This window comes from Paraburkholderia piptadeniae (assembly GCF_900007165.1).
In the GTDB taxonomy this organism is placed as follows: Bacteria; Pseudomonadota; Gammaproteobacteria; order Burkholderiales; family Burkholderiaceae; genus Paraburkholderia; species Paraburkholderia piptadeniae.
Map to the genome: position 1 here is coordinate 1 of NZ_CYGY02000115.1, position 16,106 is coordinate 16,106.

At 63.3% G+C, this 16,106-nt stretch carries 14 protein-coding genes; 8 read left to right on the forward strand and 6 right to left on the reverse strand.

What is annotated here, in order from left to right:
• Positions 1–25: 25 nt before the first annotated feature.
• The gene (locus tag BN2476_RS40630) at positions 26–1,030 is read right to left on the reverse strand and encodes an ABC transporter substrate-binding protein (protein WP_087739793.1); all 1,005 of its coding nucleotides are present in this window, start codon (positions 1,028–1,030) and stop codon (positions 26–28) included.
• A 113-nt stretch (positions 1,031–1,143) separates the two neighbouring features.
• The gene (locus BN2476_RS40635) at positions 1,144–2,196 is read right to left on the reverse strand and encodes a LacI family DNA-binding transcriptional regulator (protein WP_087739794.1); all 1,053 of its coding nucleotides are present in this window, start codon (positions 2,194–2,196) and stop codon (positions 1,144–1,146) included.
• Positions 2,197–2,494: 298 nt separating this feature from the next.
• Here BN2476_RS40635 and BN2476_RS40640 point away from each other — a divergent pair, with 298 nt between their 5' ends.
• On the forward strand, positions 2,495–3,481 hold the full coding sequence (locus BN2476_RS40640; protein ID WP_173819722.1) for an aldose 1-epimerase: 987 nt from the start codon (positions 2,495–2,497) through the stop codon (positions 3,479–3,481).
• A gap of 28 nt (positions 3,482–3,509) precedes the next feature.
• On the opposite strand, the gene BN2476_RS40645 is transcribed toward BN2476_RS40640, so the two are convergent.
• Positions 3,510–4,307: an endonuclease/exonuclease/phosphatase family protein gene (locus BN2476_RS40645; protein WP_087739795.1), complete on the reverse strand. Its 798-nt coding sequence runs from the start codon at positions 4,305–4,307 to the stop codon at positions 3,510–3,512.
• 28 nt (positions 4,308–4,335) lie between these two features.
• Positions 4,336–4,842 carry a hypothetical protein gene (locus BN2476_RS40650; RefSeq protein ID WP_087739796.1) on the reverse strand — a complete coding sequence of 169 codons (507 nt, stop codon included), beginning with the start codon at positions 4,840–4,842 and terminating at the stop codon, positions 4,336–4,338.
• Positions 4,843–5,168: 326 nt separating this feature from the next.
• Here BN2476_RS40650 and BN2476_RS40655 point away from each other — a divergent pair, with 326 nt between their 5' ends.
• From BN2476_RS40655 to BN2476_RS40675, 5 genes are all read left to right on the forward strand, one after another.
• Positions 5,169–6,146 carry an AAA family ATPase gene (locus tag BN2476_RS40655; protein ID WP_087739797.1) on the forward strand — a complete coding sequence of 326 codons (978 nt, stop codon included), beginning with the start codon at positions 5,169–5,171 and terminating at the stop codon, positions 6,144–6,146.
• 224 nt (positions 6,147–6,370) lie between these two features.
• Complete coding sequence (locus BN2476_RS40660) at positions 6,371–6,658, forward strand: DUF4148 domain-containing protein (RefSeq protein ID WP_087739838.1); 288 nt, start codon at positions 6,371–6,373, stop codon at positions 6,656–6,658.
• Positions 6,659–6,949: 291 nt separating this feature from the next.
• Positions 6,950–8,056: an NAD(P)/FAD-dependent oxidoreductase gene (locus tag BN2476_RS40665; protein WP_087739798.1), complete on the forward strand. Its 1,107-nt coding sequence runs from the start codon at positions 6,950–6,952 to the stop codon at positions 8,054–8,056.
• Positions 8,057–8,322: 266 nt separating this feature from the next.
• Positions 8,323–8,634 (forward strand): high-potential iron-sulfur protein, encoded by a 312-nt coding sequence (locus tag BN2476_RS40670; protein WP_087739799.1) that lies wholly within the window; start codon positions 8,323–8,325, stop codon positions 8,632–8,634.
• A gap of 265 nt (positions 8,635–8,899) precedes the next feature.
• Entirely contained in the window at positions 8,900–10,204 is a 1,305-nt protein-coding gene (locus BN2476_RS40675) for an MFS transporter (protein WP_087739800.1), read from the forward strand.
• A gap of 28 nt (positions 10,205–10,232) precedes the next feature.
• Here BN2476_RS40675 and BN2476_RS40680 read toward each other — a convergent pair whose 3' ends face one another.
• Both BN2476_RS40680 and BN2476_RS40685 read right to left on the reverse strand, forming a co-directional pair.
• Positions 10,233–11,747 carry an amidase gene (locus BN2476_RS40680; protein ID WP_173819720.1) on the reverse strand — a complete coding sequence of 505 codons (1,515 nt, stop codon included), beginning with the start codon at positions 11,745–11,747 and terminating at the stop codon, positions 10,233–10,235.
• Positions 11,748–11,858: 111 nt separating this feature from the next.
• On the reverse strand, positions 11,859–12,557 hold the full coding sequence (locus tag BN2476_RS40685; RefSeq protein WP_087739802.1) for a dienelactone hydrolase family protein: 699 nt from the start codon (positions 12,555–12,557) through the stop codon (positions 11,859–11,861).
• Positions 12,558–13,497: 940 nt separating this feature from the next.
• Here BN2476_RS40685 and BN2476_RS40690 point away from each other — a divergent pair.
• Both BN2476_RS40690 and BN2476_RS40695 read left to right on the forward strand, forming a co-directional pair.
• Entirely contained in the window at positions 13,498–14,643 is a 1,146-nt protein-coding gene (locus tag BN2476_RS40690) for a branched-chain amino acid ABC transporter substrate-binding protein (RefSeq protein ID WP_087739803.1), read from the forward strand.
• Positions 14,644–14,871: 228 nt separating this feature from the next.
• On the forward strand, positions 14,872–15,870 hold the full coding sequence (locus tag BN2476_RS40695; protein ID WP_087739839.1) for a cupin-like domain-containing protein: 999 nt from the start codon (positions 14,872–14,874) through the stop codon (positions 15,868–15,870).
• Positions 15,871–16,106: the final 236 nt, after the last annotated feature.

The following is a 16,106-nucleotide window of genomic DNA, read 5'->3' on the forward strand; positions in this document are numbered from 1 at the left end:
CTACTGGAACTTCGGATTAACCCGCTCAGTAACCGTACTGCATGCTTTCCTGAACGTTGCTCTTGTCGTAGAAGCGGTCCGACACCTTGACCCACGTCGGAATCTTTTCACCCTTCGCGAAGCGCTGCGCGACATCGCACGCGAGCGGGCCGAAGAACGGGCTCGACTGCACGCTCGCGCCGAGTTCGCCCGAGGCGATCGCGTCGAGGCCGCCCTTCGTGCCGTCGATGGTCACGATCTGGATGTCCTTGCCCGGCTGCTTGCCGGCCGCCTTGATCGCGGCGATCGCGCCGAGCGCCATTTCGTCGTTGTGCGCGTAGACGGCCGTCACGTCCGGGTGCGCCTGCAACAGCGTTTCCATCACCTGGCGCCCCTTGTCGCGCGCGAAGTCGCCGCTTTGCGACGCGATGATCGACATGCCCGATTGCTTCGCGATCACTTCATCGAAGCCCTTCTTGCGGTCGTTCGCGGCGGAGGCGCCCGTCGTGCCTTCCAGCTCGATGATCTTCGCCTTGCCGCCCGTCGCCTTGATGAGCCAGTCGGCGGCGCGGTGGCCCTGGTCGATGAAGTCGGAGCCGATGAACGTGATGTAGTCGCGGCCCGCCTTCGCGACCGACTGATCGACGTTGCGGTCGACCAGAATCACGGGAATGCCCGCCTTCTTGGCCTGCAGCACGACGGGTGCGAGCGGCTTTTCTTCGCGCGGCGGGAACACGAGCAAATCGACGTGCTGCGCGATCATGCTCTGAATGTCGGAGACCTGCTTCGAGTTCGACCCGTTTGCATCGGTCATCACGAGTTGCCAGCCACACTTCGCGGCGATTTCCTTGAAGCTTTTCGTTTCGGCGAGACGCCACGGATTGTTGCTCTCCGTCTGCGCGAAGCCGACTTTCAGCGGCGTTTTGGTGACGAGCTTCGGCAGATCGTCGGCCTGTGCCGACGCGACGCCGAAACCCAGAGCGACTGCCACGAGCGATGCGGCGAGCGGCTGAAGCCGTTGCCGGCGCGAATCCCGATTGAGCGACGCCATGTCTTCCTCCAGGTACCAGTTGGGTATGTTGTGCTTTTTGCTTCAACTGCCGCCGGCACTCCGGTGATGACGTGACCGGTCGCGCCGATTATTTCATCGCGAATTATTATCGGTCAATCACTAATAATATTAATTGCTGGCGCTTTTGCCTCGGTAATTACCCTGACCGATCCGCGCTCGATCAACGGACCGTCGAGCTTCACCATCCGATGACGGACGGGCGCGCCCGCCGCCTGGTTCTGCACTTCCTGAAGCAGCGTTTCGACGGCCCAGCGGCCCAGCTCGTAGTTCGGCAACACGACGGTCGAAAGCGGCGGATGTGTGTGGCGCGCGATCTCCTGATCGTCGTAGCCGAGCACGGAGACGTCGTCGGGGACGCGATAGCCGAGTTGCTTCAGCGCCTCGATCGCGCCGAGCGCCATCAGGTCGTTCGCGCAGAAGATCGCGGTAGGCGGATGCGGCTCGCGCATCAGCGAAAGCGTGTGCTCGAAGCCCGTGCCCGAGCTCCAGTCGCCGTCGCGCACCATCTCCGGCGCGAACGGCAGGTCGGCCGTGGCGAGCGCGGTGCGGTAGCCCTTCAGGCGGTCCTTCGCGGCGTCCTGCCAGTGCTCGCCGTTGATGTAGCCAATCCGCCTATGGCCCGCGCGCAGCAGGTATTCCGTCGCGACATGGCCGCCCGCGACCTCGGCGGGCACGATCGACGACTGGCCTCCCTCGCTCGTGTAGCAGTTCAGCAGCACGGTCGGTACGCGCGACAGCGCGCCGGGCAGCGACACCTTGCGCGTGTAGACGGTTGCGTAGATCACGCCGAATACGGTCGGGCTGGCGAGCACGGCATCGAGCACCTGCTGTTCGATGTCCACGTTGCCGTGCGTCGAGTAGACGGCGAGCAGCTTGCCGCTTGCATACGCGGCGTCGCGCGCGCCGTCGACGTTCACCACGGGGTGCGGGCTCGTCGAGATTTCATCGGCGAGATAGATGATCAGGTTGCGTTCGTCGGAAGACCGCGGCAGCGGTTCGCGCGGGGCGAGCCGGTAGCCGAGTTCCTGCGCCGTTTTCAGTACCTTGTTGCGCGTGGCTTCGGAAAACTTCGCGCTGGTCGCGTTGTTGAGGACGAGGGAAACAGTCGATTGCGATACGCCGGTGAGCTTGGCGATATCGGTCATCGTCGGGCGGCGCTGGGTCGATTTTTTCATTGATCTGACCGCGCGAGGCGGCTTGTAGACGGGGGATGCCGCAGGCATCGTCGTGCTGACGGTAACACTAATAATATGCGCCGGACAACACGCGCAAACCCGCTTTTCCCGGCTTGCGTTCGTCGTCTGATGAACCGCCTTTCCGGATAAATTATTACTAATAATATTGACCTGGGCGCTTCTGCATGCGATTCTCGGTCGCGCGAGCCGCTTCGGCATGATGGGACGCCGCCTTGCGCCGCAACCGTCCACGCCAACTCAAACGATCATGCGCGAAGCCTTCTTCAAACCACCTGCGGCCGACGCGGCCACCGATTTGCGCATCGACGATCCTTCGCTCGTCGTGCTGTCGAGCGGCGATACGACGCTCGTGGTCGCGCCGCACGTCGGCGGATCGATAGCCGCGTACTACGAGACGGTGCGTGAACGAGCATCGCAACGCGTGCTGCACTGGCTGCGCCCCGCGACGCATGCGGCCATCGCCGGATGCGATCCCCTGCGGATGGCGAGCTTTCCGCTCTTTCCATACTGCAACCGCATTCGAGACGGGCGATTCGAGTTCGACGGCCGCACGATCGATCTGGTCTCCGATGACGACGCGTTCGGGCACGCGCTGCACGGTCACGCGTGGAAGAGGCCGTGGCGAGTCGGTGCGCGCACGGCGGCATCCGTCGAACTGCAATTCGAGCATGTGCCCGATCCCGCCGTGCGCGGCGACTGGCCGTTCCGTTATCGCGCGAGCCAGCGCATCGAGTTGCTGGGTGACGCGCTGCGCATCACGCTTGCAGCGCGGAATGTGTCGAGCGGTCCGATGCCGTTCGGCATGGGCCATCATCCGTATTACCCGCGCACGGCGAACACCACGATCACCGCGAATGTCGAGCAGATGTGGCACACGAACGAAGACGTGCTGCCGACTCGCCTCGGGCCGCATCCCGCCGTCGACGCGCTGAAGCACGGCATGAGCGCTGATGCGTTCGATCTCGACAACAACTTCAGCGGCTGGTCGCGCGAAGCGACGGTTGCGTGGCGGGACGAGCGTCGCCAGTTGACGTTGACAGCCGACGCGCCGTTCGATCATCTGGTGGTGTTTGCGCCCGCGAACGAGGCGCAGTTGTGCGTCGAGCCCGTCACGAACACGACCGACTGCTTCAACGCGCAAGACATGCAGATGCGCGAGCGCGCGGGCTACCGGGTGCTAAGGCCCGGCGAAACGATCAGCGCGCAACTCGTCTGGACGCCACGGCGCGACTGACCACGAAGTCCGCGTCACAAGTTCGCGTCTATTCGACGCGCAGCCGCGCCATATACGGCAGGTGATCCGACAGCCACGCGGTTTCCTGCGCGGGCTGGATCCATTCGATGGGCTTCATGCCGCGCACGAACATCTTGTCGAGCGCGAGCGCAGGCGAGAACGCGGGGAACGTGCGGCCCGGCTCACCGAGCAGCGTCGCCACTTCTTCGAGGCCGTGTTCACGAAAGAGCGGCACCGAATCGTTGCGCCAGTCGTTGAAGTCGCCCGCGAGCACGAGCGGACCATCCGGCGCTTCCTTCGAGATCCAGTGCGCGATCCAGTGCATCTGTCGCAGCCGGGCCTGGCGCGTGAGGGCGAGGTGCGCGCACAGCAGCGTTACCGAATGCCCGCCGAACGTCGCGCGCGCGACGAGCAGCCCGCGCCGCTCGAAACGGTGCGCGGAGATGTCCCAGCGTCCGCCGAGATCGAGCGGATGCGGCGACAGGATCGCATTGCCATGCCGCCACGACGGCTTGAACACGTTCGGTCCGAGCGCGATCTGCAAATCCAGCGACTCGGCGATTTCGGTTGCCTGGCAATGCCATACGTCGTTGTCGAAATCGCTCATGCGCGCGCCGAACGCGCTGGCCAGCACGGGCGTGGGCATCCGGCGAGCCATTGCTTCCTGCAGGAAATACGCATCGGCATGGACGGACTGCACCCAGCGCTGCATCGCCTGCCATGCCTGGAAGCCGAGCGGCGAACGGCCCTTGTGCAGATTCCAGCTCACGGCGATGAAGTCTTTCGGGTCGATGTTTTCGCGTATCAGTTCTTCGGGGTTTCGCATGCCGCGTTATCCACGTCGTTCGTTGAGTTCACGGATTGTTTGCGACGCTTGCACGCAACCGATAGACGAGATTCGGGTCCTTGTCGACGATCGTCCATGTGGTCCAGTCGCCCGGCGGCACCTTCAGCGCCGGATGATTCGCGCTCACCTGGCGCGGCTGTGGCGGCAGTTTGCAGCCGGTGTCCGTGGTGCGCATGCCCGGCTCTTCGAGCGTTTCCTGCGCGTCGATCGAGAACGTGACGCCGGTCGTATCCACCTGTGTCGGCGAGACGGTCAGCGTGCGCGCGAGATCGATGCTGCCCGCCGGCACGTCCTTGCAGCCGACGCTGTTCTGCACCACGTGATGATGCGTGTCGGTGCGCGCCTGGCCGACAGTCGTCGTGCCGTCGAACGTATCGATCTGCTGGCCGTCGCGGATCACCTGCAATTCCCATTTGACGACGGGCGCCGCGGGGCGCTGTTGCGCTTGAGCCATCGGGGCCTGCGCGATCAGCGCGGTGCCAAGCAGGAAGGCGGCGAAGCTGGTTTTCAACATGAAAAGAGAGTCTCCGGAATCGCTGCGTTTCGCCAAAGCGTGCGGTATCCGCGCGTTCTTTCTCGCGAGCGCCGACCATCTTACGCTTTATCGGGATAACGGTTTTCTGACATCCGATCTGGAACCAAGGTTCAGCTTCCGGCGGTAACCGTGCATTGCAGATAAGGGCGCGGACGTGGCGATTCAAGCAAGCGCCTCGTCCGCTGAGGCGTTAGCAGCACACCCGCGTGGCTGCTGGCTTGCATGGGATTGCGGCGTCGTTACACTGAAACGGGAGCGGCGTCCGGGACGCTGCGGCTGCAAGTCCGGCACGACGGGGTGAAGCGATGACAACGGCAATGGTGAAACAGGAAATCGCGGTTGCGTCGTTCAGCAAGGTCTACGACCTCGATCAGGTGGAGACCGCGCTGAACGAACTGAGCGAAGGCGCCAGCGACGCACTGCGTTCCACGTACGAGAAGATGCTGAAGGTCGGCAATCTGCGGTTTTGCGTGAAGCCGAACCGGATGCCGTCCATCGACGATCTGATCGGCGCGCTGCCCAACTTCACGGAACCGCTCGACGATATCCGCAAGCAGGTCGCGCTGTGCCTCGAAACGGACGACCGGCTGGAGCTGATGCCGATCCTGCTGCTCGGCGATCCCGGCATCGGCAAGACGCACTTCGCGAAGCAGCTCGCGCGCATGCTCGGCACGTCGTATCACTATGTCGCGATGAGTTCGCTGACGGCGGGCTGGATTCTGTCGGGTGCGTCGTCGCAATGGAAGAACGCGAAGCCGGGCAAGGTGTTCGACGCGCTCGTGCACGGCAGCTATGCGAACCCGGTGATCGCCGTCGATGAAATCGACAAGGCCACGGGCGATTCGCAATACGATCCGCTCGGCGCGCTCTACGCATTGCTCGAACACGACACCGCGCAGACGTTCATCGACGAGTTCGCGGAGATCCCGATCAACGCCGGCCATGTGATCTGGATCGCGACCGCAAACGACGAGCGCGCGATTCCCGAACCGATCCTCAACCGGATGAACGTCTACGAGATTCCGCCGCCGGATCATGCGGGCTCGCGGCGCATCGCGCAGTCGATCTACGACGAGATCCGCTCGGCGCATGGCTGGGGGCAGCGCTTTCCGGCGGAAATGGGCGAAGAAGCGCTCGACGCGCTGGCGCAGGCGTCGCCGCGCGAAATGCGGCGCGCGATCCTGAACGGCTTCGGCTCGGCGCGCATCGCGGGTCGCGACCACATAAGCGCCGACGATATCCGCCTCGACTACAACTCGCGCCGCAAACCGATCGGTTTCTAGCGGCGCCGGCGCCAGATATGCGAAAGGGCCGCGTTTGCGCGGCCTTTTTATTGTTCCCAATGGTGCGGGTTTTCCACGCTGTATAAAGGGCGATTCGCGTCGAATCTGGATGAATCCGGCAACAGTCAATTCCATTAATCAGGGTCGGCAACATGATAGGCGAGGACTAGACTGCGTTCATCGAAATGCGAACCGCGTTTCCAACGTCACGTCAGGAACCGATCATGAAAAAGTCTTCGCTTGCAGCGCTGTTGATTTCCGCAGTGGTCGCCGTGCCGGCTTTCGCGAGCGGCTATAGTCCCGCTCCGACGCAAACGCCGTCCGCGCAGAACGGCCCGAAGACGCGCGCCGAAGTGAGGGCGGAACTGGTGCAAGCGCGCGCAAACGGCGAACTGAGCCTGAATCCGAATGCCCCCGCGTACCCGCAGCAGTTCGCGATGGGCGGCTATACGGTGCCCGTCGCGCAAGTGAATCTGCACCATCTTTTCAAACGCACAACTGCCACGGATTGATCAACCCTGTTGTGGCGCGCGCGGAACGCCAGCCCGCGAGAGTGCGCCCGAATTTACCAGGAATGCGCGTCGTCGGCGTACACTGAGTCAAACGCGCCAGCGTTCCCACATATCGATGCCCGCAGCCGGATAAGGTTGCGGGCATTTGTGTCTGTGGCGCGCTGTGCGATTTCGCATTGTGCATGCGAAGCGTTCGACAGCGCGCGGCCCGGTTCACACGGTGCCGCACGCTTTCGATATCCAGGTGGATGACGAGACAGAACGCGGCGCACCGAGCCGCGTCCAACGGACATGGATCAGATCGAATGTGTGGTGATCGGCGCTGGCGTCGTCGGTCTTGCCGTCGCGCGCGCTCTGGCTGCGCGCGGGCGTGAAGTGATCGTGCTCGAAGCGGCCGAAGCCATCGGTGTCGGCACGAGTTCGCGCAATAGCGAAGTCATACACGCGGGCATCTACTATTCGCGTGGCTCGCTCAAGGCGACGCTGTGCGTGCGCGGCCGCGAAATGCTCTACGACTACTGCGCGGAACGCGGCGTGCCGCATCAGCGCTGCGGCAAACTGCTGGTCGCGACCGCGCGCAACCAGATTCCTCAACTCGAAAGCATCATGGCGCGCGGCAAGGAAAACGGCGTGCTCGACCTGATGCGCATCTCCGGCGAGGAAGCGCAGGAACTGGAGCCGTCGCTGCGATGCGTCGAAGCGGTGTTCTCGCCGCAGACGGGCATCGTCGACAGCCATCAGTTGATGCTGGCGCTGCTCGGCGACGCCGAACGCGACGGCGCGATCTGCGCGTTTCATGCGCCCGTCGAAGCGGTCGAAGCGATCAACGGACGCTTTGTCGTGAAGGTCGGCGGCAGTTCGCCGACCACGATCGGCGCCGCGTGCGTGATCAACAGCGCCGGCCTGCATGCGAACGCGCTCGCGCGCAAAATTCGCGGACTCGACGCGCGCCACGTGCCGCCGCTCTATCTCGCGCGCGGCAACTATTTCAGCATTTCAGGCCGCGCGCCGTTTAGCCGCCTGATCTATCCGATGCCGAACGAAGCGGGGCTCGGCGTGCATCTGACGATCGATCTCGGCGGGCAGACGCGTTTCGGGCCCGACGTCGAATGGGTCGATTCGATCGGCTACGACGTCGATCCGCGTCGCGCGGACTCGTTCTATGCGGCGATTCGCGCGTACTGGCCCGGACTTCCCGACGAAGCGCTGCAGCCGGCGTATGCGGGCATCCGTCCGAAGCTGTCGGGGCCCGGCGAGCCAGCCGCCGACTTCCTGATTCAAGGCCCCGCCGCGCATGGCGTGCGCGGGCTCGTGAACCTGTTCGGCATCGAGTCGCCGGGGCTGACGGCATCGCTTGCGATCGCGCAGCGCGTATGCGAAGTGAGCGGTCGCGCGTAGCTGCGAGCGGTTCGCAAAGACCAACGGCGGGTTCGCAAAAGCCAACGGCGCGAACGCGCAAGCGCCGACATGTAGCGAGAGGGCGACGACGCCGTGACACGCATCGGATCTCCATAAGCCGACCTTGCGATTCAGCGTTCACGCTACGGATTTGCTTATGACGGGCATTTCGAGCATCACGCGCGTCGGCTTCATTGCTATGCTTGGGGACGGCTGTCGTCAGAACGGCTTGATCAATACCCACAAGAGAAATGGAGTGAGTCCCCATGAAGAATTCCCGTCGTACGTTTTTGATCACGAGCATCGGCGTTGCATCTTCGCTCGCGCTGTCCCGCCAGGCATTCGCCGATGCGCCGAAGGTCGCCGAATCCGATCCGACCGCGCAGGCACTCGGCTACAAAGAAGACGCGACGAAAGTCGACAAGGCCAAGTACGCGAAATACGCCGCTGGCCAGGACTGCGGCAACTGCAGTTTCTTCCAGGGCAAGCCCACCGACGCCTATGCGCCGTGCCCGATGTTCGCCGGCAAGCAGGTGGCGAACAAAGGCTGGTGCAGCGCATATAACAAGAAGGCCTGAGCGAAGTTCCACGGGGCGCGTGATGGGCGATGCATCGCAGCATCGCTCGACGCGCCTTTCCCGGCAGCCGAAGAGAGCGCCCGCCGCGCAATGCGGCGTGGCGCTCTCTTGTCTTGTGAACGCGCTTTTGCCTTATGAATGTGGTTGAAACGGGATGTCGTGCTCTTATACACTCGCAAGGCGTGCGCGCGGGGCCTCGCCGCCCCCCATTCGAATCAACTTCAATCCAACGCACCCGACGCCTTGACGAAGGCGGGAGACACCGATGTCGACAGCATCGAGGAGCGCATCCAGGAGCCTCAATACCCGTGCGGTCACGGCGGCCGTCATCGGTAACGCGCTCGAATGGTATGACTTCACCGTCTTCGGTTTTCTCACCGTCGTCATCGCGGAACTCTTCTTTCCCACCCGCAGCGACTACTCATCGATTCTCCTCACGACAGCGAGCCTCGGCGTTGCGTTCGTGATGCGGCCTGTCGGCGGCATCGTGCTCGGCCTGTATGCGGACCGCGCGGGACGCAAGGCCGCGCTCTCGCTCGTGATCGCGCTGATGACGCTCGGCATTCTGCTGCTCGCGATCGCACCGCCGTACTCGGCGATCGGCATCGGCGCGCCGATCGTCATCGTGATCGGCCGTTTGCTGCAAGGCTTCTCCGCGGGCGGCGAGTTCGGCAGTTCGACCGCGCTGCTGATCGAAGCGGCGCCGTTCTCGAAACGCGGCTTCTACGGCAGTTGGCAGATGGCGAGCCAGGCGGCGGCGCTGCTGCTCGGCGCCGTCGTCGGCGCGCTGGTGACGCGCGGGTTGTCGCCGGACGCGCTCAAGTCCTGGGGCTGGCGCGTGCCGTTCATCATCGGGCTCGTGATCGGGCCGACTGGCTACTACATCCGCCGGCATCTCGGGGATTCCGAAGCATTTCTGCACGCGAAGCAGACCGCGCGCCGCGCGACGCTCCGTGAGCTTTTCACCCACCATAGCCGCGACGTGCTGTGCGGACTCGGCTCGGTGATTGCGCTCACGGTTTCGATCTACGTGTTGATCAGCTATCTGCCGACCTTCGCGGTCACGCAACTGAAGCTGCCCTACGCCGATTCGTTCACGGCGGTGATAGTCGGCAATCTGCTGCTCGTGGTGCTGTCGCCCGTGATGGGCGCCTGGTCGGACCGCATGGGGCGCAAGGGCATTTCCCTGTGGTCGCTGATCCTCACGCTGGTGCTGATCTATCCGCTCTTCGCGTGGCTCGAAGCGGCGCCGAGCGTATCGAAGCTGATTCTCGTGCAGGCGATCCTGTCGGTCACGCTTTCCGGCTACTACGGCCCGTTCGGCGCGCTGATGGCCGAACTCTTTCCCGCGAACGTGCGCTCGATCGGCCTTTCGCTCGCGTACAACCTCGCGGTGATGCTGTTCGGCGGCTTCGGCCAGTTCATCGTCGCGTGGCTCATCAAGACGACGGGTTCTCCGCTCGCGCCGACGTACTACGTGATGTGCGGGCTCGCGCTGTCGATCGTCGCCGTCGCGTGCGTGCCCGCCCAGCGTCACGCCGATCTCGACGCGATGCGCAAGCCCGCCTGAGTGTTTTCGTCGCGCTCTTCGCGACGGCCTAGATTCGCGCGGGCATCAGCGGCGGCCGCCTGTCGAACCACGGACGCGCCGTCTCCAGTTGAGCCGCGAGCCGCAGCAACGTCGCCTCGCCGCCTTCGCGCGTCGCGAACTGCACGCCGATCGGCAGGCCGCGCGCATTCCAGTAGAGCGGCACGGACATCGCCGGCTGTCCCGTCAGATTGAAAAGCTCCGTGCAGCCGGCCCACGCGAACGCCTTGTTCGAGACATCCGTCAGCAGCTTGCGCATCAGCGGTTCGACGGGGACGGTCGTGATCGCGCGCATCTGCATTTTCTCGGCGGCAGTCGGCTGCATCTCGCCGATCTTGATCGGTGCGGACGCAAGCGTCGCGCACAGGATCACGTCGTAACGCGTCATCAGATCGGCGAGTTTCGCGCTGACGCCGCGCTGCACCTCGAGCGCCTCGGGCAGCTCGCGCTCGCCGAGCTTGCGGCCAATGTGGCCCATCGTCCACGTCGCGATTTCGAATTCGTCGCGGTTTGGCTTGCGGCCCGTGATCTGATCGGCCTTTAGCACGAGATTCTCGGCGCTGATCGACCAGATCATCAGAAACGCTTCGCGAAGACTCGCGAAGTCGATGCCGAGCGAGACGGGTTCGATGCGATGGCCCAGCGACGCCGCGAGCTGCGCGGCATCGTCGAGCGCGGCGCGGGCGTCGGGGGACAGCGCGGGCGCGAACATCGGGTCCGTCACGAATGCGATGTGCAGCGGCTTGCACGGTTCGCGCGTCGCGGCGAGGAAAGTGCCGGGCGCGCCCATTGGCTGCTCCGCGTTGCCGGAGGTGAGATCGAGCAGCAACGCGCTGTCGCGCACGCTGCGCGAGACGGCGTGATCGATGCCGAGGTCGCCGGGCGCTGGCACGGCATTCGTCGGCTGGCGTCCGCGCGACGGCTTGAGTCCGAAGAGTCCGCAGCACGACGCGGGAATGCGGATCGAACCGCCGCCGTCCGACGCATGCGCGAGCGGCACGATGCCCGCCGCGACGGCCGAGGCCGAACCGCCGCTCGAGCCGCCCGGCGTGTGATCGAGACTCCACGGATTGCGGCACGGGCCAAAAAGTTCGGGCTCCGTAAAAGGCATCTGGCCCATCTCCGACGTGCTCGTCTTGCCGAAAATGTTGAGGCCGGCGGCGCGGGTCAATGTGACGAGCGGGGCGTCTTCGGTGGGAACGTAGTGCCGGTAGTGGCGGCTGCCCATCGACATGCGCAGCCCTTTAACGGGTAGCCCCAGGTCCTTGATCAGATACGGCACACCTGCAAGCGGTCCGTCGCCGAGATCGTCGGCGCCCGAAGCAAACGCGCTGCCGTTCACGCGCTCGCGCGACGCGCGCTGGCGAGCGGCGTCGTAATCCTTCAGAACGATCGCGTTGATTGCGGGATTGGCGGCCTCGGCGCGCGCGATCGCTGTTTCGAGCAGCTCGCGCGCGCTCACCTTGCGTTTGCGCACGAGATCGGCGAGGCCGATCGCATCATGGTCGAGATAATCGGCTTGCACGACGAAGGCCCCCGCCCGGATTGGTATGTTGTTGACGACACGCGCGGGCTGCCGGTGACGTGACGTACAGAGGTCAGGAGCGACGCAGCCACGTCACGCCTCTAGCGTAACTTACGCGTGGGTGGCGAGGAAAGTCAGCGTGCGGCCGTGCGCGAGCGCTGCCGAGTGCTGGTGATAGCTCGCGCGCTCGGAGCAGTTGAAGCCGTGATCGGCGTTCGGGTAGATGTACAGCTCGGCGTCGTCGCGGCCCGCGAAGCGCTCCTTCACTTCGCCGACGGCCGACAGCGGAATGCCGTGGTCCAGCTCGCCGTAGTGGAACTGCATCGGCACCTTGATCTGCGGCGCCTTGTCGAGCTGGTTCTGGATGCCGCCGCCGTAATACGACACGGCGATATCGAGCGTACCTTCCGCTGCTGCCAGGTACGCGAGACGTCCGCCGAAGCAGTAGCCGATGCCCGCGACCTTGCCCGTCACTTCGGGCATCGCGCGCAGCGCGGCCGCCGTTGCGCCGATGTCCGCGACAGCGAGCTCGACGTTGGTCTTTTGCAGAATCTCGATGCCCTTGTCGCGATCCGCGCCCACGTACGCGAGTTCGACGCGCGGCTGCGTGCGCCAGAAAATGTCCGGTGCGATTGCGATATAGCCGTCCTGCGCATATTGATCGACGACGTCGCGAATGTGGCCGTTCACGCCGAAGATCTCCTGAATGATGATGACGGCGGGACCCTTGCCGCTTTTCGGCGTCGACATGTACGCGCCAAACGAGTCATTGCCGGTCGGAATGTCGATCCATCGGGAAGTCACGCTCACGTTGTTTCTCCTTGCATAAACGGGGATGCCGCGGTCGGCTGCTGCTGTTTGCTGTTTGCTGTTTGCTGTTTGCTGTTTGCTGTTTGCTGTTGCACTGCTGTGGGCAGACAATCGTTTGCGCGCGCCTCGCCCGCGGCGGGCGCTCAGTGTGCCATCAAAAGAAAGCGGCTGCAGCGGGCGCTCGCGCGCGCTGACGGCTGACTGACGCGCTTCGCTGGCGGCGTCGCCCCGTAAGCGGATTGAAACGATCGCGATGGTTCGCCGGTCCTGCTGCACAGGCTTCGCAGAAGTCGGCGCATGAGTTGCGCGCGTGTCCACGCACTCGTCTGAGGAACGCAATCCCGAATGCGCCGAATCGACGCAAGCGCTGAGAGAGCGTGAGTGCAGTGATACTGATCGGGGCGCTCTACTGGGAGTTTCGTGTGGGAGCCATGGGCATGCGCGTGCGTCGAAAACAGAAGGTGGCGCTTTCACCTACTCCCATATATGCGAGTGGCGTATCAGAAAAGTCGAGAGCGTTCTCAGTGCGGCGTTATCACCTTTGCGTTTACGCGTTATGACGGGATCGGCGCATATCCGCCTCATTAACGGACGATGCCGGCAAAGCTTGAGGCACGCGCTATAGAAGAAAGCTTCGTGTTCCCGAGAGCCGCATGGATGGCGCTTCCGGGACACCGTTGTGGCCCGATTCACGACTAAATGGGACAAACGCTATTGGTAGTGTTCCCACTTACTCAAAAAAACCCCACAAATTAATTTGATGGCCTACACTTGCGCGCAAGCGCGGGGCGCCACCTGCCACAAACAGGCTGGTACGCGTGCTTGCCAAGTGCATGAACGATGCATCCGGCGGAGTCGTCCACGGGATTTGAGCGACACGTGAAGGAAGCGGGGCACAAGGGCGATTACGTTGTTTTTGGGACCGAAATCGGAGACTTACATGAACATCAAAATTCAAAAGCTGTTGCCGATCAGCGCTGCGGCGATGCTGTTTGCAACGATGGCGACGACGGCTTCGGCCGACACCGTTGTCAAGATCGGCCATGTTGCACCCTTGACTGGGGGCATCGCTCACCTGGGCAAGGACAACGAGAACGGCGCACGTCTCGCAGTCGAGGAAATCAACGCGAAGGGCCTGATGGTCGGCGGCCAGAAGGTCACGCTGCAACTGGACGCACAGGACGACGCAGCCGACCCGCGTACGGCTACGCAGGTCGCGCAGAAGCTGGTCGACGACAAGGTTGTCGCCGTGGTCGGCCACCTGAACTCGGGCACGTCGATCCCGGCTTCGAAGATCTATAGCGATGCAGGCATCGTCCAGATCTCGCCGTCGGCAACGAACCCGGCATACACGCAACAGGGCTTCAAGACGACGTACCGCGTCGTGGCGACCGACGCGCAGCAAGGTCCGGCACTGGCTAACTACGCAGGCAAGGTCCTGAAGGTGAAGAGCGTTGCGATCGTCGACGACTCGACGGCTTACGGCCAGGGTCTCGCGAACGAATTCGAGAAGACGGCCAAGTCGCTGGGTCTGAACGTGCTGTCGCATGACGCGACGAACGACAAGGCCGTCGACTTCCGCGCCATTCTGACGAAGATCAAGGGCGAAAACCCGGACGCGATCATGTACGGCGGCATGGACGCAACGGGCGGCCCGTTCGCGAAGCAGGCGAAGCAGCTTGGCCTGCGCGCGAAGGTGCTGGCTGGCGACGGCGTGTGTACCGACAAACTGTCTGACCTGGCAGGCGACGCAACCGACAATATCGTCTGCTCGGAAGCCGGCATGGCGCTCGAGAAGATGGAAGGCGGCGCGGCGTTCCAGGCGAAGTATCAGAAGCGCTTCGGCCAGCCGATCCAGATCTACGCTCCGTTCACGTATGACGCTGTGTACATCGTCGTCGACGCAATGAAGCGTTCGAACTCGACCGATCCGGCGAAGATTCTCGCAGCGATGCCGAACACCGACTACAAGGGTGTGATCGGCGAAACCACGTTCGACTCGAAGGGCGACCTGAAGCACGGCGTGATCTCGCTGTACAACTACAAGGCAGGCAAGAAGACGCTGCTCGACGTCGTCAAGATGTAAGAGCGGTTGTCGCGGGCGGATGAGCGGCTCGCCGCTTTCCGTCTGACGCGAACCGGCCGGAAGGCCATAAGGAGGCACGCGGGTTTCGACCCGCGTGCCTTTTGTTTTTCATGCGTGTCGGGCTTGCTTCGCGGGCGCGCGCCTTGCGCATCGCGTTGCACGTTCGCGCGCAATGCCGGAGATACCGTCGAACGGGACATCAACGTTTTGGGGGCTGTCGTGACACGTCTGATCGATGACGAATGGCGTCGCTGGATCGCCGAAAACCTGTTGCTCGACGCAGCGCCCGAAACCGTGCATGCCGTACTCGTTCAACACGGGTTCGAGCACGATCACGCGATATGCGAAATCGATAGCACGCTGAGAAGCCCTTATTTTCGAGCCGGTTCGCGCTTGCGCAATCGTTTGCGAAAGCGCGAATGGATGCTTTCCGTGTACGGCGACCTGAATCGCATGCGCGCCGGAGCGGATTCCATCGAACGATGCGCGCGTTTGCCGCGCGATGCGTTTTACGAGCAGTTCTATTTCCAGAACCGGCCTGTGATCATCACGGGCATGTTCGATTCGTGGCCCGCGCGCGAGCGATGGAATTTCGACTACTTCCGCGCGCGCTGCGGCGACGCCGTAGTCGAGGTGCAGTTTGGGCGCGATGCGGATGCGGACTATGAGATCAACCAGCCCGCGTTGAAGCACACGATGCGTTTTCGCGACTACGTCGATCTCGTCGAGCAGAGCGGCGTGACGAACGACTTCTACATGACGGCGAATAACGCATCGCGCAACCGTGGGGCGCTCGCGGCGTTATGGGCCGATGCGCCGCCGATTCGCGAGTATCTGGATGCGAGCGCCGTCGACGCGGGCTTTTTCTGGTTCGGACCGGCCGGCACGAAGACGCCGTTCCACCACGATCTGACCAACAACGTGATGGCGCAGGTGGTCGGACGCAAGCGCGTGCTGCTCGTGCCGTTCACCGATACCGTGCACATGTACAACCATCTGCATTGCTACTCGCTGATCGACGGCGGCGCGATCGACGTCAAGCACTTTCCTTCCGTCCGGCAGACGCGAATGATCGAGTGCACGCTCGAACCGGGCGAACTGCTGTTTCTGCCGATCGGCTGGTGGCATTACGTCGAAGCGCTCGACGCGTCGGTGACGATGACCTACACGAATTTTCTCGAACGCAACGATTTCGGGCAGACGTACAGCACGTTTCAAGAGCTTTGACCGATCGAGACGACGCGGCTTATGCGACGCCAGACAACGACGCGGCGATAAATACGGCGGACCGATGTTCCGGTCCGCCGTCCTCCCTGACGCTTCAATTGCCGTCGTTATGTGTTCGGTGGGGCGCTGAGCATGTCAGCGTTGTGCATTGTCTGATGTTTGAGCAAAGCCTATGCCATTGCGCGCACGGCCTTTGCCATCACTTGGCATCGTCTGGAACCCTAACAAAATCAATG

Coding starts and splice junctions, on each gene's coding strand:
- BN2476_RS40650 (WP_087739796.1), bottom strand. CDS start 4,842: ATGTTGAAAACCAGCTTCGCCGCCTTCCTGCTTGGCACCGCGCTGATC.
- BN2476_RS40665 (WP_087739798.1), top strand. CDS start 6,950: ATGGATCAGATCGAATGTGTGGTGATCGGCGCTGGCGTCGTCGGTCTT.
- BN2476_RS40675 (WP_087739800.1), top strand. CDS start 8,900: ATGTCGACAGCATCGAGGAGCGCATCCAGGAGCCTCAATACCCGTGCG.
- BN2476_RS40630 (WP_087739793.1), bottom strand. CDS start 1,030: ATGGCGTCGCTCAATCGGGATTCGCGCCGGCAACGGCTTCAGCCGCTC.
- BN2476_RS40690 (WP_087739803.1), top strand. CDS start 13,498: ATGAACATCAAAATTCAAAAGCTGTTGCCGATCAGCGCTGCGGCGATG.
- BN2476_RS40645 (WP_087739795.1), bottom strand. CDS start 4,307: ATGCGAAACCCCGAAGAACTGATACGCGAAAACATCGACCCGAAAGAC.
- BN2476_RS40670 (WP_087739799.1), top strand. CDS start 8,323: ATGAAGAATTCCCGTCGTACGTTTTTGATCACGAGCATCGGCGTTGCA.
- BN2476_RS40640 (WP_173819722.1), top strand. CDS start 2,495: ATGCGCGAAGCCTTCTTCAAACCACCTGCGGCCGACGCGGCCACCGAT.
- BN2476_RS40635 (WP_087739794.1), bottom strand. CDS start 2,196: ATGACCGATATCGCCAAGCTCACCGGCGTATCGCAATCGACTGTTTCC.
- BN2476_RS40660 (WP_087739838.1), top strand. CDS start 6,371: ATGAAAAAGTCTTCGCTTGCAGCGCTGTTGATTTCCGCAGTGGTCGCC.
- BN2476_RS40655 (WP_087739797.1), top strand. CDS start 5,169: ATGACAACGGCAATGGTGAAACAGGAAATCGCGGTTGCGTCGTTCAGC.